Origin of the sequence: Gordonia sp. (in: high G+C Gram-positive bacteria) (genome assembly GCF_052106715.1) — a bacterium.
Classification (GTDB): domain Bacteria; phylum Actinomycetota; class Actinomycetes; order Mycobacteriales; family Mycobacteriaceae; genus Gordonia.
Map to the genome: position 1 here is coordinate 93,796 of NZ_JBQEDL010000009.1, position 21,808 is coordinate 115,603.

22 protein-coding genes are annotated in these 21,808 nt (G+C 66.5%); 7 read left to right on the forward strand and 15 right to left on the reverse strand.

Translation table 11 applies throughout. The annotated features are described in order from the left end of the window. Positions 1 to 24 precede the first annotated feature (24 nt). Complete coding sequence (locus tag ACTIMF_RS06795) at positions 25 to 690, reverse strand: hypothetical protein (protein ID WP_442349525.1); 666 nt, start codon at positions 688 to 690, stop codon at positions 25 to 27. Between the two features lie 148 nt (positions 691 to 838). Between ACTIMF_RS06795 and ACTIMF_RS06800 the strand changes: the two genes are divergently transcribed. Next, on the forward strand, positions 839 to 1,999 hold the full coding sequence (locus tag ACTIMF_RS06800) for a tyrosine-type recombinase/integrase (RefSeq protein WP_442349526.1): 1,161 nt from the start codon (positions 839 to 841) through the stop codon (positions 1,997 to 1,999). A gap of 222 nt (positions 2,000 to 2,221) precedes the next feature. Here the strand turns inward: ACTIMF_RS06800 and ACTIMF_RS06805 are convergent, their stop codons facing one another. Then, positions 2,222 to 3,109 carry a siderophore-interacting protein gene (locus tag ACTIMF_RS06805; protein ID WP_442349527.1) on the reverse strand — a complete coding sequence of 296 codons (888 nt, stop codon included), beginning with the start codon at positions 3,107 to 3,109 and terminating at the stop codon, positions 2,222 to 2,224. Positions 3,110 to 3,205: 96 nt separating this feature from the next. On the opposite strand from ACTIMF_RS06805, the gene ACTIMF_RS06810 reads away from it, so the two are divergent. Beyond that, a complete protein-coding gene (locus ACTIMF_RS06810) occupies positions 3,206 to 4,432 on the forward strand; it encodes a cytochrome P450 (RefSeq protein ID WP_442349528.1) in 1,227 nt (408 codons plus the stop codon). Beyond that, a complete protein-coding gene (locus ACTIMF_RS06815; protein ID WP_442349529.1) occupies positions 4,429 to 4,983 on the forward strand; it encodes a TetR/AcrR family transcriptional regulator in 555 nt (184 codons plus the stop codon). Before ACTIMF_RS06810 ends, ACTIMF_RS06815 begins: the two co-directional genes overlap by 4 nt. 16 nt (positions 4,984 to 4,999) lie before the next feature. On the opposite strand, the gene ACTIMF_RS06820 is transcribed toward ACTIMF_RS06815, so the two are convergent. Together ACTIMF_RS06820 and crcB are read right to left on the reverse strand one after the other, a co-directional pair. Beyond that, complete coding sequence (locus ACTIMF_RS06820) at positions 5,000 to 5,356, reverse strand: fluoride efflux transporter FluC (RefSeq protein WP_442349530.1); 357 nt, start codon at positions 5,354 to 5,356, stop codon at positions 5,000 to 5,002. Then, complete coding sequence (gene crcB / locus ACTIMF_RS06825; RefSeq protein WP_442349531.1) at positions 5,353 to 5,778, reverse strand: fluoride efflux transporter CrcB; 426 nt, start codon at positions 5,776 to 5,778, stop codon at positions 5,353 to 5,355. The genes ACTIMF_RS06820 and crcB overlap by 4 nt, the downstream gene beginning before the upstream one ends. Positions 5,779 to 5,886: 108 nt before the next feature. Here crcB and ACTIMF_RS06830 point away from each other — a divergent pair, with 108 nt between their 5' ends. Together ACTIMF_RS06830 and ACTIMF_RS06835 are read left to right on the forward strand one after the other, a co-directional pair. Then, positions 5,887 to 6,042: a hypothetical protein gene (locus ACTIMF_RS06830; RefSeq protein WP_442349532.1), complete on the forward strand. Its 156-nt coding sequence runs from the start codon at positions 5,887 to 5,889 to the stop codon at positions 6,040 to 6,042. Positions 6,043 to 6,086: 44 nt separating this feature from the next. After that, a complete protein-coding gene (locus ACTIMF_RS06835) occupies positions 6,087 to 7,019 on the forward strand; it encodes an LLM class F420-dependent oxidoreductase (protein WP_442349533.1) in 933 nt (310 codons plus the stop codon). A gap of 4 nt (positions 7,020 to 7,023) precedes the next feature. On the opposite strand, the gene ACTIMF_RS06840 is transcribed toward ACTIMF_RS06835, so the two are convergent. Continuing rightward, positions 7,024 to 8,298, reverse strand: coding sequence for a DNA polymerase III subunit delta' (locus ACTIMF_RS06840; protein WP_442349534.1), 1,275 nt, complete (start codon positions 8,296 to 8,298; stop codon positions 7,024 to 7,026). Positions 8,299 to 8,382: 84 nt separating this feature from the next. Here ACTIMF_RS06840 and ACTIMF_RS06845 point away from each other — a divergent pair, with 84 nt between their 5' ends. Then, complete coding sequence (locus tag ACTIMF_RS06845) at positions 8,383 to 9,942, forward strand: adenylate/guanylate cyclase domain-containing protein (RefSeq protein WP_442349535.1); 1,560 nt, start codon at positions 8,383 to 8,385, stop codon at positions 9,940 to 9,942. Positions 9,943 to 10,040: 98 nt separating this feature from the next. Here ACTIMF_RS06845 and topA read toward each other — a convergent pair whose 3' ends face one another. From topA to ACTIMF_RS06860, 3 genes are all read right to left on the reverse strand, one after another. After that, a complete protein-coding gene (topA, locus tag ACTIMF_RS06850; protein WP_442349536.1) occupies positions 10,041 to 13,034 on the reverse strand; it encodes a type I DNA topoisomerase in 2,994 nt (997 codons plus the stop codon). A gap of 271 nt (positions 13,035 to 13,305) precedes the next feature. Next, complete coding sequence (locus tag ACTIMF_RS06855; RefSeq protein ID WP_442349537.1) at positions 13,306 to 13,881, reverse strand: hypothetical protein; 576 nt, start codon at positions 13,879 to 13,881, stop codon at positions 13,306 to 13,308. Between the two features lie 124 nt (positions 13,882 to 14,005). Then, complete coding sequence (locus ACTIMF_RS06860) at positions 14,006 to 14,209, reverse strand: cold-shock protein (RefSeq protein ID WP_005171662.1); 204 nt, start codon at positions 14,207 to 14,209, stop codon at positions 14,006 to 14,008. Positions 14,210 to 14,501: 292 nt separating this feature from the next. Here ACTIMF_RS06860 and ACTIMF_RS06865 point away from each other — a divergent pair, with 292 nt between their 5' ends. Further along, on the forward strand, positions 14,502 to 16,865 hold the full coding sequence (locus ACTIMF_RS06865; protein ID WP_442349538.1) for a DEAD/DEAH box helicase: 2,364 nt from the start codon (positions 14,502 to 14,504) through the stop codon (positions 16,863 to 16,865). Here ACTIMF_RS06865 and ACTIMF_RS06870 read toward each other — a convergent pair. The 7 genes from ACTIMF_RS06870 to ssd form a co-directional block, all read right to left on the reverse strand. Beyond that, positions 16,825 to 17,271 carry an Rv3654c family TadE-like protein gene (locus ACTIMF_RS06870; protein ID WP_442349539.1) on the reverse strand — a complete coding sequence of 149 codons (447 nt, stop codon included), beginning with the start codon at positions 17,269 to 17,271 and terminating at the stop codon, positions 16,825 to 16,827. The genes ACTIMF_RS06865 and ACTIMF_RS06870 overlap by 41 nt on opposite strands. Continuing rightward, complete coding sequence (locus tag ACTIMF_RS06875) at positions 17,268 to 17,642, reverse strand: TadE family type IV pilus minor pilin (RefSeq protein WP_442349540.1); 375 nt, start codon at positions 17,640 to 17,642, stop codon at positions 17,268 to 17,270. The genes ACTIMF_RS06870 and ACTIMF_RS06875 overlap by 4 nt, the downstream gene beginning before the upstream one ends. A gap of 1 nt (position 17,643) precedes the next feature. After that, positions 17,644 to 17,844 carry a DUF4244 domain-containing protein gene (locus ACTIMF_RS06880; protein ID WP_442349562.1) on the reverse strand — a complete coding sequence of 67 codons (201 nt, stop codon included), beginning with the start codon at positions 17,842 to 17,844 and terminating at the stop codon, positions 17,644 to 17,646. Between the two features lie 124 nt (positions 17,845 to 17,968). Continuing rightward, positions 17,969 to 18,553, reverse strand: coding sequence for a type II secretion system F family protein (locus tag ACTIMF_RS06885; protein WP_442349541.1), 585 nt, complete (start codon positions 18,551 to 18,553; stop codon positions 17,969 to 17,971). Further along, positions 18,550 to 19,341: a type II secretion system F family protein gene (locus ACTIMF_RS06890; protein WP_442349542.1), complete on the reverse strand. Its 792-nt coding sequence runs from the start codon at positions 19,339 to 19,341 to the stop codon at positions 18,550 to 18,552. Before ACTIMF_RS06890 ends, ACTIMF_RS06885 begins: the two co-directional genes overlap by 4 nt. Before the next feature lie 5 nt (positions 19,342 to 19,346). Beyond that, positions 19,347 to 20,525: a TadA family conjugal transfer-associated ATPase gene (locus ACTIMF_RS06895; RefSeq protein ID WP_442349543.1), complete on the reverse strand. Its 1,179-nt coding sequence runs from the start codon at positions 20,523 to 20,525 to the stop codon at positions 19,347 to 19,349. Next, positions 20,522 to 21,571, reverse strand: a complete 1,050-nt coding sequence (gene ssd, locus ACTIMF_RS06900; RefSeq protein WP_442349544.1) for a septum site-determining protein Ssd — start codon at positions 21,569 to 21,571, stop codon at positions 20,522 to 20,524. The genes ACTIMF_RS06895 and ssd overlap by 4 nt, the downstream gene beginning before the upstream one ends. Between the last annotated feature and the right edge of the window lie 237 nt (positions 21,572 to 21,808).

Consider the following 21,808-nt stretch of genomic DNA (forward strand, 5'->3'; position numbering starts at 1 on the left):
GGGCTAATTCGTTTATGGTCCGAGTTAGAACAGCGGCAACTGACTTGGAACGGCGCTGATGGTCTTTGATTCGTTTGCCACGGAAAGTGGCACACACGCCTTGCTCGCGTCATCCCCGTTAAGCAGAGCAAGGCTGCTCAACTTGTCGCCTTCGTTGATAGAGATATACACTACCGCACGCGACATAGCGTCGGCCTTAGTGCTTGCGTCGGTAGAATTCCTTTCTGGGTCATCCGTAATGATGGCCGGACTCGCAGGATTCAGCATTGCTATTGCCTTCTCTGCACTGGCCTTTGTTTCCCCATTGCATGCGCGGTGGAAGTCGAGGGGCACTGTGACTGTATTTGTCGCGAGGAGTGTCTTCACTTCGTTCTCGTCAAGCGTTTTACCGCTCTTCTCACGTACGCCGACTCGCATACAGTATTCAGGCTTGCAATCTGTTTTGTGGGTATTGTTTGAAGCCTGCGAAAAACTTGTGAATATGTAGTTGCCCAATGTAAAGGGCTTATCATGCTCTTCGATTTTGCTCACATAGGTCTCATCCTCGTCTGCCTGGGTGGTCACCGTCGCGTCACTGGCCGTGGAGGCGGTCGTCTGCTTCTCCCCGTCACTGGACGTACTGCAGCCAGCGAGAACCAATCCAGCGCTCGCCACGCCAATGACCAGTGCGTTGCGTACATAGTTCTTCATGGTTCGGCAGGCTACCTGACTTTGCAGTCAGATACGCGCTGAACCTGTAACGTTCCCCTATCTGGACTACACCGGCACGGACAACCTGCACAATGGTTCTGTTGTCATATCGGCTGACAACGAGTTTTGAATCGGCTACTCTCGTGGCATGGCAAGAACGAAGCACCCTGGTATCTACTCCCGCGAAACAGCAGACGGTACTACCGTCTATGACCTGCGGTTTCGGAACGCCGAGGGTAAGCAGACCACCGACCGAGGCTATCGAACGATTACGCTTGCCAAGAAGGCCCTTGACCAGCATAAAGCCGATGTTTCGACCGGAAAGTACATCGCTCCCGCCGCTGGCCGTACGAAGGTGCGCGATGTTTGGGAGGAGGTTCTAACTCTTGATTGGTCCCAAAACGCAGCCCGAGGCGTAGCCGCCCGTAAGAGCGCGTGGAAGACCTGGGTAGAACCACGATGGGCTGATGTCCCTGTGAAGAAGGTGACCGCTAAGGCTTTGACCACTTGGTTTGTAGAACTGGGTGAAGAGCATGGAGCGAAACCGGCGACCCTAACGAACATCCGCGTGGTGCTGATGGCGATTTTCAAGCGCGCCGCAGCCGATGGCCGAATCGGTGCCAATCCGGCTGAGCGCCTGCCGATACCGAAGCAGGCGAGGTCAAGCAAGACCTACCTCTCTCACGCGCAGGTCAAGGCGCTTTTGGAGGCAGCCGGAGACGATGACGCCTGGCGGCTTCAACTCGAACTCCTGACCTTCAACGGCCTACGGGTCTCCGAGATGGCAGGGTTGAAAGTCGAAGACATCGACCTGAGCCGTAAGCGAATCTCAGTGGTGCGCAGCGTCGATGTGCTGGGTGGAAAGTTCCTGGTAAATCCGCCGAAGTCCGGGAAGCCTCGGCAGGTGCCTATCTTCCCGATGACGATTGACCTATTGAAAGCGCAGGTCAAAGGGAAATCGGGCGATGATTGGCTCTTTCCCGGTGAGGTCGAGGAGCGCCCTCTGAACACCGACGCCCTCGCTAAGCGGCTTGGTCGTCTCACCGCCCGTATTCGTCGTGAGCAAGAGCAAGCGAAGGCGGACGCCGCCGACCTGTTCCCGACCGTGACCCCGCACGAACTGCGCCACACCGCCGCGAGCCTCGCAATCGCCAGTGGCGCAACCGTTCTCGCTGTTCAGAGGATGTTGGGGCACTCCACGCCAACAATGACCCTGAACACCTACTCCGACCTCTTTGAGGATGACCTCGACACCCTGACCGAGGCTGTCAGCAAGGCGCACGCAGCCGCGAGTGTGACAACAAAATGACAACAACAGCCTTCAACTTGGCTCAACAACCATCAACAACCCTGGGCGGATATTCGCAGGTAGTGTAGGGTTTTGGGGAGTTGGCGCAGGTCAGTTCCAGCGTCGAATATCTCTCGTAATGAATAGGTCAGGAGTTCGATTCTCCTAGGCGGCTCGCGTCACATAGGCGCGGATCGAGCACGTTCTCGATCCGCGCCTTTTGCGCGATCGGTGGTCAACCCTTCACTCGCCGAGGCTGATTCGCTCGGCGAGCGCCGGGTCGGAGATGTCGGCTCCAGCAGCGATCGCCTCCTGGTACTTGGCTAGGTCGGCCGCATCCGCCTGGGAACCATCGATGTCACGGGTCCAGTAGGCGCGCGCCAGCATATCGGTGGGCGCGACGCCGAGGTCGTTCCTGAGCACCAGACGCAGATGCCGAACAGCGGACGTCTCGGCCGCGATCCACCCCATGAGGCGTCCGTCGGCGCCGAGATGAGGCAGCGTATCGGCACTGACTTCGCGAAGATCGTCGACGACGTGCACATGCACCGCGTCACGCGGCGGAAGCAGCGCTATGTCGGCTCCGTCTTCGACACTGACCACCGCGACCGCCGGAAACTCAGCAGGCAGCGATTCGAGGATCGCCGCCAGTGCAGGCAGGCCTGCCGGGTCCGCGAAGAGCACCGCCCTTTCAACATCGTCGGGCAGATGCCATTCGGTGCGCATGCCGCTGAAGGTCACCGAGTCTCCCGGCCCGATCCTCGACAGCCAGTCCGCCAGAACACCGCGCTCATGACGGGCCACGTCGACGATCATCGCGTGCGTCTCCGGATCAAAACTGCGGACGCTCAGCGCGCGCAACACGGGCGGGAGACCTTCCCAACGCGGCAATCCGTCGCCACCGCGAGTGGGCGCCTCGACTGCCACACCGGCCGGCTGCGTCGGATCGGGAAGCATCGCTTTGAAGGCGTCAGCCGGGCGCGGATCGGCGTACTCGGCAAAGTCCTCACCGGTCAGCACCAGACGGATGAAGCCGGGCGAGACGTCGACGACCTCGGCAACCGTAGCGGTCAGGGTAAGAAGCGAGCGCGCCCCACTGAGTTCACGGATCGCCGATTTGATGGAGTCCATGACTACCAGTGGTACACAAGTTAGCCCACCCTTAGCAAGGGAGCTCTTCCCAGATTGTATGTTGACACTTTTTACATAGTGTCTCACTATCGATACATGAATGACTATCAGTCTCCATGCTTCACGCTCCGTTCCGGAGAGTCCTGGCGGGACCCGTTCACGATGTACGCGGCACTGCGCGAGCACGATCCCGTCCACCACGTTCACCCGCGCTCGGCCCCGAACGATGACTACTGGGTGTTGACCCGTCACGACGATGTGACCGCTGCGGCGAAGGACTGGCGCACGTTTTCCTCAGCACAGGGACTCACGGTGACGTACGGAGAGCTGGCGACGATCGGCCTCGCCGACAACCCACCGATGGTGATGCTTGATCCGCCGTCGCACACCGAGTTCCGTCGACTCGTCTCGCGCGGTTTCACCCCGCGCCAGGTGACGACGCTGGAGCCACTGGTACGTGAGTTCGTCGTCGATCGCATCGAGTCGCTGCGGTCGAGCGGTGGCGGTGACATCGCCGCCGAGCTGTTCAAACCGTTGCCCAGCATGGTCGTCGCCCACTACCTCGGCGTCCCGGCCGAGGATCGGAGGCGGTTCGACGCGTGGACCGAGTCCATCGTCGGAGCCGACCCCGGTGGTGATCTCGGCGCCGCGATGACCACGGCTGCGGACGCGGTCCTCGAACTCACCGGATACTTCGCCGAACTCATCGAACGCCGCCGCACCGAGCCGGGCGACGACACCGTCTCCCATCTCGTCGCCGCGGGGATCGCTGACGATCCGCAGACCGACCCGTCTGGTCTCCTGTCCGTCTTAGCGTTTGCTTTCACGATGGTGGCCGGCGGAAACGACACGACGACCGGCATGCTCGGCGGAGCGGCCGAGTTATTGGCCACCGAACACGACCAGCGGGCAGCCCTCCTCGACGACCCTGCACTGCTACCCGGCGCAGTCGAAGAGCTGTTGCGCCTCACCTCCCCGGTCCAGGGGCTCGCGCGCACCACGACCCGCGACGTCGACCTGCGCGGCATCACGGTTCCGGCCGGCCGGAAGGTCCTCCTCTGTTACGGATCGGCCAATCGCGACGAGCACGTCTACGGCCCGGACGCCGCGCGACTCGACGTCCGGCGCAACCCCCGCAACATCCTCGCGTTCAGTCACGGAATGCACCACTGTCTCGGCGCCGCCGCCGCGCGAATGCAGGCCGTGATCACGCTCGAGGAATTGTTGGCCCGTTGCCCGGAGTTCGACGTGGATGTCGACGGCATCGAATGGGCAGCCGGCAACTATGTGCGGCGTCCGACGTCTGTACCGTTCACGCCATGAGTGAGCGAGGCTGGACTCAAGGGGCGCGACGCTCCGCAGCGAAGGATCGGATTCTCGCGATCGCCGGGGAGTTGTTCGCCCGCCAAGGCCCCGATGCGTCGATGTCCGACATCGCAGAGGCCGTCGGCTGCTCCCGCGCCACCCTGTATCGACACTTCGACGGTCGTACCGCGCTGCAGCTCGCGTACGTCGAACAGATCGCCCTCACCGTCGGCGCAGCGGTAGCGAACCGGACCTGCGACCTGTCCGATCCCGCCGACCGGCTCACCGAGGCGATAGTCTTCGCGCTCGCCGCCGTCCGCGACGACCCCGCGCTGTCCGCGTGGTTCTCCCCCGCAGGTGCGGGATCGGCCAGCGAACTCGCGCTGTCATCGTCTGTGATCGAGACACTGGCCCGCACCTTCGTCGGCGACGACAGTGCTTCCGGTGTCGCCGCCGCGCGCTGGATCGTCCGGGTCATCGTGTCGCTGCTCGTGGTGCCCGGCGGACCGGACGAACGCGCCATGATCGAACGATTCGTGACCCCGGCGGTCCTCGCGTCCTTCGCGTGAATCGCGTTCGAGCACCTCACCCGGCCGACGCGAGCGCCAGGCCGACCACACACGCACCGACCGATCCGACCAGCGTGAGCATCGCGTACATCAGACCGCGCCGCCCGCCGGTCCGGACCGTATCGAGGACCGAGGTGGAGAACGTCGTGTAGCCACCGCAGAAACCAGTGCCGATGACCGCCTCCCAGTCCGACGACGCACCGTGGAACATGACGATGCCCGCCGTCACGCCGATGAGCAGCGACCCGGTCACGTTGATCGCGAACACCGGACCGGGGAACGTTCCCGGCCATCGGCGGCGGCTCACGTCGTCGACCACGAACCGCGCCACTGCGCCGAGGGCTCCCGCGAGCACGACCAGTGCCGGGATCATGCGGCACCACCCCGGAGCGCGACGCCGCGACGTGCCGCACGCACGCCCAACCAGGCGGCGAGGACTCCGACGCACACGCTGATCAGGCCGTAGGCCACCCCGAGCACGAGGTGCCCGCCCCTGCCCAGCAGACTCAGCTCCAGAGCGAACGCACTGTAAGTGGTGAACGCGCCGCAGAAGCCGGTACCCGCAGCGAGTCGGATCCGGCGTCGCACCCCGTGATCCGGTCCGAGGCGGATCAACGACTCGAGCAGCGCACCCAGGACGAATGCGCCGACGACATTGACGACGAATGTTCCGACCGGCCACTGCCCGTCGTGCGCGGGCCACGCCTGCTCTGCCAACCACCGCAGGGCCGTCCCCGCTGCGCCGCCGATGAACACGATCACGAGATCGGCCAGCCGGGATGGTCGCTGTGTCACCGCGTGGTCTCCCATCTGCCGGTGGTGGAAACTACCGCGTCATCAGATTACGGTCGCCGCACCAATACAATCGAGTGCACTAGCCCGTCCCGCACCGAGGAGTCCGCCATGTCCGAATTCATCGACAAGATCAAACACAAGGCCGAAGAGGTCTCGGCGGCCATCGACAATGAGCTCACGGTCCTCGAAGGCGCGGGCGGCGACGACGTCTTCGCCGAGGAAGACGGCGAGGGCGCGCCCGAGACCGCCTCCGACGACTCCTGACCTCACCGAGCGGCCTGCGCTCGCATCTGCGAGCATGACCTGTCATGGACCTGCGCATCTTCACTGAACCTCAGCAGGGCGCGGCGTACGACGATCTTCTCGCCGTCGCCCGCGCCACCGAAGACCTCGGCTACGACGCCTTCTTCCGCTCCGATCACTACCTGGCGATGGGCAACGACGACCCCCTGCCCGGTCCGACCGACGCGTGGCTGACGCTCGCCGGGCTGGCGTTGCAGACCTCGCGGATCCGGCTCGGCACGCTCGTCACGTCGGCGACGTTCCGTCATCCCGGACCGCTCGCCATCTCGGTGGCGCAGGTCGATCAGATGTCCGACGGACGCGTCGAGCTCGGCCTCGGTGCGGGCTGGTTCGCCGACGAGCACTCGGCGTACGGTATCCCGTTCCCCGGCCTCGGCGAACGATTCGACCGCCTCGAGGACACCCTCGAGATCGTCACCGGCCTGTGGCGCACTCCGATCGGCGAGACCTTCGACTACGCCGGCAGATACCTCTCGGTCGCCGACTCGCCTGCATTGCCCAAGCCGACGCAGTCGCCGCGTCCACCGATCATCATCGGCGGCCACGGCCCACGTCGTACTCCGGCACTGGCTGCCCGCTTCGCCGACGAGTTCAACGTGCCGTTCGCCCCGGTCGAGACCGTGTCCACGATGTACGACCGGGTGCGCGACGCCTGCCAGACGATCGGCCGCGATAGCTACGATCTGGTCCACTCGGCGTCCCTCGTACTGTGCTGCGGCGAGAACGACGCCGAGGTCGCTCGCCGTGCGGAGGCGATCGGCCGTGAGCCCGATGAGCTCCGCGAGAACGGTGCCGCGGGCAGCGTGGACGAGGTGGTCGCGAAGATCTCGGCGTACCGCGAGATCGGTGTCACCCGTCTGTACCTTCAAGTTCTCGATCTGAAGGACCTGGACCACCTCGCGCTCGTCGCGGACAGAGTTGCCCCGCAGCTGACGTGACCGGTCACCGCCGCGCGCTCAGCTGATCGCCGAGCTTCACGACCATCGCACCGACGGCGAACTTCGGCTTCACATTCTCCTCGAGAGCCTCTCGGCAGTCGAGGACTGCTTCGATGCAGGCGAGGAGCTTCTCCGGCGACGCGTAATTCGCCATCGAGTCGATCACGTCGTGCTCTTTGTCCGGATGCATCAACGTGACGCGCGCGCCGACCGACCTCGACAACGCGTCGCGGAACAACGCTGCGAGGTCGACGAGTGCGCGATCGAGGACGTCGCGCATCAGGCGAGTGCGACGCGATTTCTGCCGCTTCTCGAGGTCCTTGATGATTCCCGCAGTGCCGCGTGGTGGCCTGGCAGTCCCCTTCCCGGTGCCGCCCGCCCCGAGGGCTGTCATCAGTTCCTCGGTCTCCGCAGCATCGGATTCGGTGCTCATCGCGTCCGCGGCCTCCACCGCGGTCTTGACGAGTTCGTCGGCGGCCGCGAACGCCGTCGAGTCGCGGGTCGCCGCTCGCGCGATGCCCAACGCCTGCTCCCGCTGCTTACGTGAAAGCGGGTCGGTGGCGAGACGTTTGGCCCGGCCGACGTGCCCACCCGACACCGATGCCGCCCACCGAGCGGGTTCGGGGTCGATGCCGTCACGGTCGATCAGGACCTTGGCGATCTCGTCGCTGGCAGGCGCAGTGAGCGCGACGTGTCGGCACCGCGATCGCAGAGTGATCGCGATGTCCTCCGGCGCTACGGACGGGGCACACAACAAGAAGATGGTCCGCGCAGGCGGCTCCTCCACGGCTTTGAGCAAGGCGTTCGCGCCGTTCTCAGTGAGACGGTCCGCGTCTTCGACGAGAACGATCTGCCAGCGGCCCGTCGTCGGACGCCGCGCCGCCAGCGACACGATGTCGCGGATCTGCTTGACCGAGATCGACAGCCCGTCGGTCTGGATGAGTCGGACGTCCCCGTGCGTCCCAGCCAGCACCGTCGTACAGGCTCGGCATTCACCGCACCCGACCTCTACCGGATCCAGACACTCCAGGGCCGCAGCGAACGCTGTCGCGGCGACCGACCGACCGCTTCCCGGCGGGCCGGTGAACAGCCAGGCGTGCGTCATCGATTCACGGACGCCCACCGGCAATTCGTCCACCGGGTCGTCGGCGAACATCGACATCGCGCCATCGGCGGCTTCCTCGCGGCGGGCGGCCACCACTCGCGCCGACGTCGCGGCGTCGCGCAACTCGGCTGCCAGCGCATCCTGCCCGATCATGCGGTCGAAGACATTAGTCACACCCGTCAGCCTAAGCCCCAGTTCAGACGACCGAGGAATCGCAAGACGTTTAACAATTGCAAGCAGACGGCTACCGTGGACTTCGTGGTTGCACGACGGTTGGGCCTCGCCAAGCCTGCGCATACTCTGCGCTGGTTGGCGCATACGCCGTGGCCGATCCTCGCCCTCGACCTGCTGCGCGCGAACCTCATCGGAGCGCTCTTCACGTTCGCCTTCCTGCGCTGGGGCATGCCGCCCGCCGATGCGTTCTCGATCGGCAACTCCGACGCCTACAACCAGATCGCGTTCGCCGTCTACCTGGTGATCGCGGTGACCGTCGGCATGTACGTGATCACCCGCCTCAGCTTCCCCGTCCTGATCTGGCATCGACGGCGCTCCCGACTCGACGATGCCGCCGCCCGACGGCGTGCCCTACGCCTGCCGACGCTGCTGACGATCACTAACCTGGCGTTGTGGGCGGTCGGCGGTGTCCTGCTGTCCCTCATCAATTGGAGCAACACCTCCGGCAAGGATGCGATCCTCGTCGCCCTCGCGAGCGTCGTGGGCGGGCTGGTCACCGGTGTGCTCTCGTTCATGCAGTCCGAGCGCGTTCTCCGACCGATCACTGTCGCGGCGATGGCGAACGACCCGGACAGCGTCCACGCCCCCGGCATCACGACGCGGATCAGTTCGTTCTGGGCAGTCACGGTTGCCGTCCCGATGCTCGTGATCGTCGCGTTGATCACGATGCAACGCCTGGACTACATCGACACCGACGCCGTCGGCCTGCAACGCCCCATCCTATGGATGGCATCGGCGTCCCTCGTGTTCGGACTCCTTGCCATCACCCGCCTCGTCGGGTCGATCACCGATCCGATCAAACAGCTGCGGATCGCCCTCGCCCAAGTACGGGCGGGCAACCTGAACGTGGCCGTGAAGGTGTACGACGGCAACGATCTCGGCTCGCTTCAGGCCGGCTTCAACGAGATGGTCTCCGACGTCCGCGAACGTCAAGAACTGCGAAACCTGTTCGGTCGCTATGTCGGCGAGGACGTCGCACGGCGGGCCATCGAGACGGGGACCGAACTCGGTGGCGAGGAACGCTACGTCGGCGTCCTATTCGTCGACATCGTCGGCTCGACGCGTCTGGCCGTCAACCGTCCACCTCGCGAGGTCGTCGAGCTGCTCAATGAGTTCTTCCAGGTGGTCGTCGAAGTCGTCGGACGACACGGCGGTTTCGTCAACAAGTTCCAGGGCGACGCTGCGCTCGCGATTTTCGGAGCGCCGCTCGACCAAGAAGATTTCGCGGGTGCTGCGCTGGCCGCCGCTCGCGACCTGCGGGTGGAACTCGACCGCCGCCTCGGCGACGTCGACATGGGCATCGGCGTATCCGCAGGAAAGGCGGTCGCTGGACACATCGGCTCCGAGCAGCGCCTGGAGTACACGGTGATCGGCGACCCGGTGAACGAGGCCGCGCGCCTGACCGAGCTCGCGAAGGATGAGCCGACACGAGTCCTGGGCTCGGCGCGTGCCGCCTTCCTCGCCAGCGACGCGGAGGCCGCCCACTGGGCGATCGGCGAAGGCGTCGAACTCCGCGGTCGCGGCATCGAGACGCTGCTGGCCCGCCCCGACATCGCCGTTAACTCCCCGACGTCGTCTGACTGATCCGTCGCGCCGGGTTCGTGCCCTGGGCATCACGTCGTGCTCAGACCCCGACCCTGAGCGCATCGTCGTGCCCTGGGCACGACGATGCGGCTCAGGTGTCAGTCGGTCTTCTTCTTTGCCGGCGTCTTCTTGGCTGCAGTCGTCTTCTTGGCTGCGGTCGTCTTCTTCGCCGGGCTCTTCTTAGCCGTCTTCTTGGCGGCTTTCTTGGCCGTCTTCTTCGCCGGACCGCGCGCGCGACGGTCGGCGAGCAACTCCATCGCCCGCTCGGGAGTGATGCTGGCGACCTCGTCTCCCTTACGGAGGCTCGCGTTGGTCTCACCGTCGGTCACGTACGGACCGAAACGGCCGTCCTTGATGACCATCGGGTTACCGCTGACCGAGTCGTTCTTGTCGAGCTCACGCAGCGGCGGCGCTGCGGCCGCACGACCGCGACGCTTCGGCTCGGAGTAGATCTTCAGGGCCTCGTCGAGAGTGATCTCGAACAACTGCTGCTCGGACGTCAACGACCGCGAGTCGGTCCCCTTCTTCAGGTACGGACCGTACCGCCCGTTCTGCGCGGTTATCTCTTCGTTGGACTCGGGATCGACGCCGACCACCCGGGGCAACGACAGCAGCTTCAGCGCGTCGTCGAGCGTGATCGTCGAGATGTCCATCGTCTTGAACAGCGATCCGGTCCGCGGCTTGGGGCCTGCCTTCTTGGCAGTCTTCTTCGCGGTCTTCTTTGCTGTCTTCTTCGCTGTCGTCGTCGCAGTCGCGACACCGCCGCCCGCCGGGACGTCGTCCAGCGCAACAACCGCGTCGCCAGCGGGCACTCTTCCGCCGTCGCGGGGCGTCGGACCGGCCGGGACCGTCGGAACGGGAGCGCCCGCAGAGCCGTCGTCGGGCTCGTCGTCGGACGGAAGGATCTCGGTGACGTACGGCCCGAAACGTCCTTCCTTGGCGACGATCCGGTGACCGGTCACCGGGTCGACGCCCAGTTCCCGTCCTTCCTGCGGTGTCTCGAACAGCTTCTCGGCGACGTCGAGCGTCAACTCGTCTGGCGTCATATCCGACGGCAGGTTGGCGCGCTTGAGGTCCGGCTCGGCGTCCGGGCCTGCCACGTTACGCTCCAGATACGGCCCGTAGCGTCCCACGCGGACGAACACCGGGCGTCCCTCGGGGTCGTCGAACAGTCGGATCGAGTTGACCACTCGGGCGTCGATGCCCTCCAGGTTGACGCCGACGAGCTTCTTCAGGCCGCCGTGACGCGCGATGGCACCTGCGGCGTCCTGATCGTCGGACGTCGAACTCTCGTCACCGAAGTAGAACTCGGTGAGCCACCGGGTCCGGTCCTGGCCGCCGGACGCGATCTGATCCAGATCGTCTTCCAGAGACGCCGTGAAGTCGTAGTCGACGAGGCTGTTGAAGTAGCCCTCCAACAGACCGACGACGGCGAACGCGACCCACGACGGGACCAGCGCGTTGCCCTTCTTGACGACGTATCCGCGGTCCTGGATGGTGCCGATGATCGACGCGTAGGTCGACGGGCGCCCGATGCCGAGTTCCTCGAGGACCTTCACCAGCGACGCCTCGGTGAAGCGTGCCGGCGGGTTGGTGGAGTGTCCGTCGGCGACGAGCGACGTCGCGGTCAGCGACTGGCCTTCGGTCAGGTTCGGCAACCGGTTCTCGGCGTCGTCGGACTTATCGGAAGTCTGTTCGTCGACGCTCTCCACGTACGCGGAGAGGAAGCCCGGGAACGTGATCGTGCGACCCGATGATGCGAACGTCACCTCTTCCCCGCTGGTCGCGCGGCCACCGATCCGCAGGCTCATCGTGGTGCCGCGGGCATCGGCCATCTGGGAGGCGACGGTGCGCTGCCAGATCAATTCGTAGAGGCGGAACTCGTCGGTGTCGAGCGCGGAGGCGACCTGTCCGGGGGTGCGGAACGACTCACCTGCGGGACGGATCGCTTCGTGGGCTTCCTGCGCGTTCTTCACCTTGCGCGTGTACTGGCGCGGCGAAGAGTGCACGAACTTGTCGCCGTAGAGATCACGGGCCTGCGCTCGGGCCGCGTTGATCGCCGACTCCGAAAGCGTCGTCGAGTCGGTACGCATGTAGGTGATGTAGCCGTTCTCGTACAACCGCTGCGCGATGCGCATCGTTCGGTCGGACGTGAAACGCAGTTTGCGACCGGCCTCCTGCTGGAGAGTCGACGTCATGAACGGTGCGTACGGACGACGGGTGTACGGCTTCTCCTCGACGGATGTCACCGTCAGCGCGGCGCCTTCGAGTCCGGCGGCGAGCGCGTTGGCGCGGGTGCCATCGAGCACGGTGACACCGGTCGCCTTCTTGATCTTGCCGTCCGAGCCGAAGTCGCGACCGGTGGCGACCCGGTCGTCGCCGATGTTGACCAGGCGCGAGGAGAACGTCTGCGGCTTCGCCTCGGCCCCTGCGTCCATCGTCGCGGCAATGTCCCAGTAGTCGGCCGAGACGAACGCCATGCGCTCACGTTCGCGTTCGACGATGACACGGGTGGCGACAGACTGGACACGGCCCGCCGACAGCTTCGGCATGACCTTCTTCCACAAGACCGGCGAGACCTCGTACCCGTACAGGCGGTCGAGGATGCGGCGGGTCTCCTGCGCGTCGACGAGGTCGATGTCGAGATCACGCGGGTTCTCGGCCGCGGCACGGATCGCCGACTCGGTGATCTCGTGGAACACCATGCGTTTGACGGGAATCTTCGGCTTCAGCGTCTCGAGGAGATGCCATGCGATGGCTTCCCCCTCGCGGTCACCGTCCGTCGCGAGGTAGAGCTCGTCGACGTCGCGCATCAACGCCCGGAGCTCGGAAACAGTCGACTTCTTGTCGGCCGACACCACATACAGCGGTTCGAAACCGTCGTCGACGTTGACGCCGAGACGCGCCCACGGCTGCCCCTTGTACTTGGCGGGCACGTCGGCGGCGCCTCTCGGCAGGTCTCGAATATGTCCACGTGACGATTCGACGACGTAGTTCGCGCCGAGGTACCCCGCGATCTTGCGCGCTTTAGTCGGCGACTCGACGATGACGAGTCGCCGGATGGCGGGGTCAGCACTGTCAGTGGCGGCCACTTAAGAGCCCTTCGGTCTGTAGTTTCGCTGTTCGATGCCGGTGTATCGGTGTTCGATGCTCGTTAGTAACGCTTCGATGCCGTTGTACCTTATATATGGCGTCGTCTGCACTCCACCCCAGGTAATCCGGGTGGACACGTGATCATGACGAATCTAGCGCGCGCCCCGCCTTCGACGCGGTCGCGGCCGCCAAATCCCGGGTCACGCGTCCGCAGTCGGCTCGCCGTCGGCCACGAAGAATTGTGACGAAGGAGTCGGTCGGCGGCACCGCTCAGGCCCCGGGCCACACTCCGTCCGGAGCGCCGTCGGGCCGGACACCCACCGTCTCGGCGAGCCGGGTGAGTCGCTTGCGCCCGGATATCCGCAAGGCGGGGCTGTGCCCCCGCGCTCCGATGAGTGTGGGCGCGATACCGACGCGCATCAGTGCCGTCGCGAGCGGAGCGTGCGTATCCGGGGCGCTCGAGTCGAGGCCGAGGACATAGTGCTGACCGTCGAATGCGCCCGAAGCCAGCACCCACAGGCGCAGCGCACGCGCGCTCGGCGTCCAGCCGTCCGGCACGGCTTTCACGGCACCGCTCGCCCATCGACGGTGCAGTGCGGTGATCCGCGGATTGGCCTCGGTGCGCGCGATCGGCGAACCCTCTTCGGAGGTCAGCGTCTGCGCGTCGAGTCCGGTCGCGATGATGTCTGCCGCGATCTCGTCGGCCCGCCACTGCGCGTTCACGACTACCGACACCCGGGCGCCGAGGCTCGTGTGGACGGACTGCCCCTGCCCGGCGAGTAGACCCGCGAGATCATCGATCACGGGGTCTTCCGTGTCGGCGGAGAACAACGACATCTGGCTCACACGTTGATCCTACTGCGCTGTGCAGCAGACACTCCCGGCAGCAAAAGCAACACTCCCGGCCCCGCCGAAGCGGTGCCGGGAGTGCTGTCTCGTAAGTCTGTGACGCCCGTGAAGGCGTGCGAAATCAGACTGCGCGAACTCCGGTGGCCTGCGGGCCCTTGGTGCCCTGGCCGACCTCGAACTCCACGCGCTGGTTCTCTTCGAGGGTGCGGAAGCCGTTGCCCTGAATCTCCGAGTAATGGACGAACACGTCGTCGTTACCCTCGTCAGGCGCGATGAAGCCGAAGCCCTTCTCCGCGTTGAACCACTTCACAGTGCCCTGTGCCATCTACTGCATTCCTAACTTTTCATCACCCGCCACGGAGCGTCCCCGGCGGAGGCCTGTTCCGACCGCCATACCTCGACAAGACCTCGCCATACGGCGATGGAACCGACTGCAGTACCACGTTCGCAACTGACTCCGTCCTTGAAACGGAGCGTGCGACCGCTTTTAGCTAACCATGTTTCCCGCCCGCGCGATACTTTTAGCGCGCACCGGATCCAACTCCCCGAAAAACCTCTGTAGCCAGGCTCGCGGGTAGGCTTGCGTACCCACCCCGGAACCCCTTGGAGCGACGTCGATGCAGCATGCCACCTACGGCAGCGAACTGCTCGGCAGAACCCTCGCGGGGACCGATTCCGACGCCGATTCGCCCCTCACGCACATGGCAGTGATCCCCACGCGCACTGCCGAATTCAGCGAATGGCCGGAGTGGGTCCACCCCGAAGTACACGAGGCGTTCGTCGAGCACGGCCTGCGGCGACCGTGGCGTCACCAGATCGAGGCCGCCGACCACGCCCACGCAGGCCGCCACGTCTGTGTGTGCACCGGCACCGCCTCGGGAAAGTCTCTCGCTTACCAACTGCCGATCCTCACGACGTTCGCGCGGGACCCCAACGCCACCGCGCTTTACCTGTCGCCGACGAAGGCTCTCGGCGCGGACCAACTCAGGGCGACGGCGCGGCTCATCGCGGGCGTTCCGTCGTTGAGGCACCTGCAGCCGAGCGCGTACGACGGCGACACCGATTCCGAGCTCCGGCAGTGGGCACGACTGCACTCCCGATGGATCTTCACCAACCCCGACATGCTGCACGTCGGGATCTGCTCATCGCATGCCAAGTGGCGGCAGTTCTTCAGCAAGTTGAGGTACATCGTCGTCGACGAGTGCCATCACTATCGCGGAGTGTTCGGTTCGCACACCGCGCTCGTGCTGCAGCGGACGTTGCGGATCGCGCGCCGATACGGCGCAGACCCGGTCGTCATCGGGGCGAGCGCCACCGTCGCGAACCCCGCCCAAGCATTGTCGCGGTTGATCGGCGACGACGTCGTCGCGATCACCGACGACACCTCGCCGCACGGCGAACGCACCGTCGCGATGTGGGAGCCGGGGTTCATCGAAGGCACGCCTACCCCGGCGACCGGCTCCGAAGGACCGTCCGGGACTGGGCGTGACGGCGAGAACGGCGTTCCGGTCCGACGCGCGGCAGGCGCCGAGGCCGCCCGACTGCTCGCCGACTTCGTCATCGAGGGCGCCCGGACACTGTGCTTCGTCCGGTCCCGTCGCGGCGTGGAGGTGACCGCGGTCAGAGCTCGACAACTATTGGCCGAGTCCGCACCGGAGTTGGTCGACCGGATCGCCGCGTACCGCGCAGGCTATCTCGCCGACGATCGTCGCCGGCTCGAACAGGCGCTGTCGGACGGCGAGTTGCTCGGTGTCGCAACGACCAACGCCCTCGAACTCGGCGTCGACATCAGCGGACTCGACGCCGTCGTCGTCGCCGGCTATCCGGGGACGGTCGCGTCGTTCTGGCAACAGGCCGGTCGTGCCGGACGGCGCGGCGAGGGCTCCCTCGTGGTGATGGTCGCGCGCGACGACCCGCTCGACACGTATCTCGTCCACCATCCCGACGCTCTCCTGAAACGCCCCGTCGAAGCGACCGTCACCGACCCGACCAACCGGTACGTCCTCGGCCCCCATCTGCTGTGCGCGGCCACGGAGTTCCCCATCACCGACGACGAGGCGATCGCCTGGCGCGCAGACGAAGTGATCGCCGCTCTCGTCGACGACGGGCACCTCAAGCGACGTAAGGCCGGCTGGTATCCCGCGCCCGGCCTCGATCCCCACGGCGACATAGACATTCGCGGCGGTATCGGCGGGCAGGTCCTCATCGTCGACACGACTACTTCGCGGCTGCTCGGCACCGTCGACGCCACGCGCGCGATGACGTCGGTGTTTCCCGGCGCGGTGTACCTGCATCAGGGCGAGAGCTTCGTCGTCGACGAACTGACCCTCGAGGACGGTCTCGCCCTCGCGCATCCCGAGGAACCGGACTGGACGACCACCGCACGTGAGGTGAGCGACGTCGTTATCGATCGGGTCGTGCGGCAGGAGACGTTCGGTCCCGTCACCGTTGGCTTCGCCGACGTCACGGTCAGCAGTCAGGTGGTCGGGTTCCTCCGAAAAGCACTCACCGGTGAAATCCTCGATCAGGTGGCGCTCGACATGCCCGAACAGCAGTTGTCCACGCGCGCCGTGATGTACACCATCGAGCCAGATGCGTTGGTCGCCAACGGAATCGCGCCCGACAAGTTTCCCGGCGCGCTGCACGCCGCCGAGCACGCCGCCATCGGGATGCTCGGCCTGGTCGCCACCTGCGACCGCTGGGACATCGGCGGACTGTCCACCGATGTCCATCCACAGACCGGACTGCCGACGGTCTTCGTCTACGACGGTTTCCCGGGCGGGGCAGGCTTCGCCGAACGCGGCCACGAAGCGTTCGACGACTGGATCGCCGCCACCGACGAAGCGGTCTCCTCGTGCACGTGCGCCAGCGGCTGCCCGTCCTGCGTGCAATCACCCAAGTGCGGAAACGGAAACGAGCCCCTCGATAAAGCGCACGCGATCAAGCTCCTCCGTCTGATCGGCCGGCACTACCGCCAATGACGGGCCCGGCTCGAGCCCCAGCCGTCGCATCGCGCACGCCCAACCCTCCGAGAGGACCGACCCCGCCCAGACGCACCCGCACCACCACGTGCACGACGACGTCCTGACCGTCGACCACGCAGTCGGCGACGTACGGTGAACCGTCCTGATCCGATACCCGGTCCTCGGCGATCGCGCATGCATCGCCCCGACCGGACACGTGCGCAGACGCAGCCGCCAAGGCTCCCAGGTCTGCCGCAGACTGCGCGCGGTGGCGAGCGAGGACCGCGGCCCCGATGTACAGCACAGCGACAAGAACCACGGCGAGCGCCGCGATGACCGCAGCGCCCACGATCGTCGAGAATCCCTGCTCGCCACGGGATCTCGCCTCGGCGTCGCGCCTCGGTACGAGACCGCGAATCGTCACGAGTCCGCACCGGCGGCACCGCTCGGTTCGACGGCCGCCACCGCTCGCGCGGACACGGTCGTCATCGGCAGCATCGGCAAGTCGGCCGACACGGTGACGGTCACCGTCTCGCCCGCGGACGACACCGAGATCCGAGCGCCGCCGGGCGCGACCGACCGGCCGACATCCGGCGCCGACTCGTCTCCGACGGCGGCGAGCCGAGCCACCTCCCGCGCGGCGTCGGTGCATCGGATCTGGGTCACCACTCCGGTCACGGCGCCGACCCCGGTCACCAGGAAGACAGCTATCGCGGCGAGCGCGAACGCTGCCTCGACGGTCACCATGCCTCGTTCGTCGTCGAACACCCCGCCACCCAGCAGCCGGGCCGACATGTCAGCTCACCGACGTGCTGAGCGCTCGGGAGATGATCCCGGTCAGCGCGGACAGGATGTTGTCACCGCTCACGACCGTGTACAGCAGCGCGCCGAACGCGGCCGCAGCGACTGTGCCGATCGCATACTCCACCGTCGACATTCCGGACTCGTCCGCGATCAGACGTCCGGTCAGCGTCTGAGTCTCGACCCATCGCTGCATCAACCGACTCCGTGTCCATCGATTCGTAGTCATGACTTCCTCTCGTTGCTCGGCTCGCGATTCGAGCCTTCACAAGGTCAGACGCGCGCCCGCAGCGCTCGGTTCCCCGAGATTCCACAAGGGGTCACACCGCTGTCAACATCCCGGCTGCGAGGCCGACCACCACGGGCACGATGCCCAGGCAGACGAATGCGGGAAGAAAGCACAGGCCGAGTGGTCCGCTCACTTTGACTCCGGCCTTCTCCGCGGCCTCCACCGCCTCGTCCGCCGCCCGACGGCGGGTCGCAGATGCGAGATCGGCGGCACCGTCGGCCAGCGACGCACCGACCCGCGAGGCGCGCCGTGCCAGTGCCGCGAGCTCAGCGAACGATTCGTCCGCGCCCGCGTCGTACGCCCATGCGGTCTGTCCGTCGGCGCCGAGTGCGAGGAGGTCGGCCGCTCGAGCCAACGGTTCGCCGATCACCGGCGGGGCGTGCTCGGACGCGACCTCCGCAGCCGCTGACACCGGCAGCCCGGCACGCAGGCACACCGCGAACAGGTCGTAGGTCGACGCGACGTCGAACGGGTCCGGTACACCCCGGGACCTGCCGAGCCATCGCGGCTCCCGTACCTTCCTCGGGCGCACGACGACGCGTGCGAGCACCCAGTGCGGCGACGGCCAGACCCAGAGTGCGACGCCCGCCGACACGGCAGCGATCAACGCGGTCATCGCAGAACCTTCTCGGTGATCGCGTTTGTCCACCACACGCCTGCCGACGCGAGCGCGGCGCCGACCACCAACAGAATCGAGCCGATTCCCGGCGACAACAGCACGGCGAGCGGTTCGGCGCCCATCAGGTGCCCGAGACCGATACCCAGGATCGGCAACAGGGCAAGCACCATCGCGGTCGCGCGGGGCCCTGCCAGACCGGCGCGAGTCCGAGACGCGTGATCGGCACGCGCCGACAGATCCGACCGCAGCATGGACAGAAGATCGGCCATCGGCAGGCCGCGGCTCGACGATGCCGCCCAGGACGTGGCCAACCGATCCATCCCTGCATCGCGCTGCGCCCCGCCGTCTCCGCCGACCGCGATGTCGGCAGGGTCGCCGCCGAGTTCCGCGCGAGCCGCCATGCGGGCGAGTTCGGCCGACACCGTCGACGGCCCGTCGCGCGCCAATTCGTCAGCAGCGCAGCGGCATGCGAGCACGACGGGCGCGCCCACCGACATCTCGGCGACCATGAACGAGAGCGCCCGTCTCAATTCGTCACGACGACGATCCCGTTCGGCTCGCCGCACAGACCTCCGACGCAATCGGATGCCTGTGAGCGCGACGATTCCGGTCGCGATCCCCGGTCCGACCCCGATGGCGATCGCTACGAGCACTGGCGCGGCGGTGAACATCCACACCGGGTCGAGACGGAGTCCGGGGACGTGGCGGCGCGGCGCCACGCGCGCCCGGGCACCCGAACCCGGCCACACGAGCAGCGCAGTTCCACCCGCGACGAGCAACGGCACCGCGTTCACTGTGGTCCCCGGTCGGCGATCAACGCGTCGATACGAGCCCTCGCCGCCGTGAATCCCGATCTTCGCGACCATACTTGCTCGATCGTGGTCAGCCCATCGTCGGTGCGACGTAGCACGCCGATCTCCAACAGTCCGCGACGCCCGTCGCGATCGCGGCCGAGGCCGAACACGAGTTGGATCGCGGCGGCCAACTGACTGTGCAGTGCAGCCCGATCCATACCGCCCAGCGCGGCCAGCGCCTCCATCCGCGCGGGGACCTCTGCCACCGAGTTCGCATGCAGGGTGCCCGCACACCCGTCGTGCCCGGTGTTCAGGGCGATCAGGAGGTCGATCACCTCGGCGCCCCGTACTTCACCGACGACGATCCGATCGGGCCGCATCCGCAGCGCCTGCCGGACCAGATCGCGGACCGGAACGTCGCCGATACCTTCGATGTTCGCATTGCGAGCGACCAGGCGCACGACGTGCGGATGCTGTGGTTCGAGCTCGGATGCATCCTCGACGGTCACCACACGTTCGGTCGGATCGACCTGCCCGAGTAGTGCGTTCAGCAGCGTTGTCTTTCCGGACCCGGTGCCTCCGACGATGAGGAACGCAAGGCGGGCTCCGACAGCGTCGCGCACGAGGTCGGCGGCCTCGCCGGGAATGGCACCGGACGCGACGAGGGCGTCGAACGTCTGCGTCGCACTCCGGAGGACGCGCAGCGAGATGCACGTCCCGTCGATCGCCAGCGGCGGGATCACCGCATGCAAGCGCACTGTCACGTCACGTCGTCCGACGCCGGACAACTGACCGTCGACCCATGGCTGGGCGTCGTCCAGTCGTCGGCCCGCACCGAGCGCGAGCCGATCGGCCAGTCTGCGCACCGACGCCTCGTCGTCGAATCGGATGCCGGTCAACTCCAACCCGTCCCCACGGTCGGCCCACACCCGGTCGGGTCCCACGACGAGGACGTCGGTGACGCCGTGATCGGCCAACAGCCCCTCCAACCGCCCCGCGCCGACCATTTCGGTCTGTAGATACCGAAGGACATCGAGGAGGTCGGTGTCGCCGAGAAGTCCGCCCGACTCTGCTCGGATCGCATCGGCGATCACCCCGGGTTCCGGGTCGCTGGTCTGCATGGCCAGCCTGTCCCGGACCCGCTCGAGCAGATCGGCGCGTCCGACGGCGGTCACCGCGCCGCCCGATCGTGCAGCCTGCGATATACGTCCTGAGCTGCCGTCGTCAGCGGGCCATGGCGTTTCAGGCGGAGACCGGACGCCTCGCATCGCTGTGCGAGCGCACGCTCGGGTCGATATCCGCCGAGCAACGGCAGACCGATCGCACTCGCCACCTCACTCGCCCGGAGTCCGCCCGGTGACGGCCCGCGGACCACGAGCACGGCATCGCGGTCGCCGACCAGCCGCGCCGCGGTCCGTCGAGTCGCCGATACCGCGTGCACCGAGGCCGTGGTCACCACGACCGCGAAGTCGGCGCTGTCGACCAAACCCGCAGCGACGGAGCCCGGCTCGCGTCCCACGTCGGCGATGACAACGTCACCGGCGCTGCGCGCCGCGTCGACGACCGCCAACACCGTATCCGGGCGCAACGGCTCGACGTCGTCGCGACCGGACGTGATCACACTGATCCGCCCCGCCCCGGGCAGCGCCGCGCGTAACGCGGGACCGGCGATCGCCCCGCTCTCGCCGGTGACGTTCGACCACCGCAGCCCCGGTTCGTCCTCCACGCCGAGGATGAGGTCGCACCCCGCGCCGGACTGGTCGGCGTCGAGTAGGAGCACCCGTTGCCCGAGGTCTGCAGCCACCAAGGCGACAGCGGCCGCCAACGAGGACGCGCCCGCTCCCCCGTGCCCACCGATTACGGCGACCGCGCCAGCAGGGGTGCGGACCGGGCGGCGGAACTCCGACAATGCGCCGGCCAGCCCCGCCTCCTCGTCCGGGAGAACGAATCCGCCCTGCGCACCCAACGAGAGCCCGCTCTGCCACCGTCGTGTGTCGTCTTCGGACGCGCCGACGACCACGACCGCCGGACGGCGCGGCGGATGCAGGTCGGCCAGCACTGCCGACGCGTCTGCGTCGACGGCCACCGCCCGGGCCCGGAGCCAGTCGTGGCGACAGGCCGCGGCGTCGCCGACCACCATCGTGTAGCCGGCCGCCGCCGCACATCGTGCGAGGTCGGCGTGTAGTTCTTCGGCGGCGAGAACGAGCAGGACGTCGGTCATGCCCTGATGATGCGGTGATCGCTCCCCTTCGGGAAGCACGTTATCCACAGGCTGGTATCGCCGCAGGTCAGAACTAGAGATGTAGTGGAGCGCGACCGCGTTGTTCGGATCACGACGTGGACAGTGCCCACCCGAGGCGACGAGCATAAGGCCGCCTATGAATAGAAGACGACCCCGGCCAGGGGGGAGGAGGCCGGGGTCATCAGCAGTTCAGCCCCGGGGGGTCGGGCTGAATGC

Excerpts from the sequence above, each read along its gene's own strand:
- ACTIMF_RS06815 (WP_442349529.1), top strand. The coding sequence starts at position 4,429 with ATGAGTGAGCGAGGCTGGACTCAAGGGGCGCGACGCTCCGCAGCGAAG.
- ACTIMF_RS06810 (WP_442349528.1), top strand. The coding sequence starts at position 3,206 with ATGAATGACTATCAGTCTCCATGCTTCACGCTCCGTTCCGGAGAGTCC.
- ACTIMF_RS06805 (WP_442349527.1), bottom strand. The coding sequence starts at position 3,109 with ATGGACTCCATCAAATCGGCGATCCGTGAACTCAGTGGGGCGCGCTCG.
- ACTIMF_RS06830 (WP_442349532.1), top strand. The coding sequence starts at position 5,887 with ATGTCCGAATTCATCGACAAGATCAAACACAAGGCCGAAGAGGTCTCG.
- ACTIMF_RS06820 (WP_442349530.1), bottom strand. The coding sequence starts at position 5,356 with ATGATCCCGGCACTGGTCGTGCTCGCGGGAGCCCTCGGCGCAGTGGCG.
- ssd (WP_442349544.1), bottom strand. The coding sequence starts at position 21,571 with ATGACCGACGTCCTGCTCGTTCTCGCCGCCGAAGAACTACACGCCGAC.
- ACTIMF_RS06795 (WP_442349525.1), bottom strand. The coding sequence starts at position 690 with ATGAAGAACTATGTACGCAACGCACTGGTCATTGGCGTGGCGAGCGCT.
- ACTIMF_RS06860 (WP_005171662.1), bottom strand. The coding sequence starts at position 14,209 with ATGGCACAGGGCACTGTGAAGTGGTTCAACGCGGAGAAGGGCTTCGGC.
- ACTIMF_RS06880 (WP_442349562.1), bottom strand. The coding sequence starts at position 17,844 with ATGCAGCGATGGGTCGAGACTCAGACGCTGACCGGACGTCTGATCGCG.
- ACTIMF_RS06865 (WP_442349538.1), top strand. The coding sequence starts at position 14,502 with ATGCAGCATGCCACCTACGGCAGCGAACTGCTCGGCAGAACCCTCGCG.
- ACTIMF_RS06885 (WP_442349541.1), bottom strand. The coding sequence starts at position 18,553 with ATGACCGCGTTGATCGCTGCCGTGTCGGCGGGCGTCGCACTCTGGGTC.
- ACTIMF_RS06800 (WP_442349526.1), top strand. The coding sequence starts at position 839 with ATGGCAAGAACGAAGCACCCTGGTATCTACTCCCGCGAAACAGCAGAC.
- ACTIMF_RS06875 (WP_442349540.1), bottom strand. The coding sequence starts at position 17,642 with ATGTCGGCCCGGCTGCTGGGTGGCGGGGTGTTCGACGACGAACGAGGC.
- ACTIMF_RS06835 (WP_442349533.1), top strand. The coding sequence starts at position 6,087 with ATGGACCTGCGCATCTTCACTGAACCTCAGCAGGGCGCGGCGTACGAC.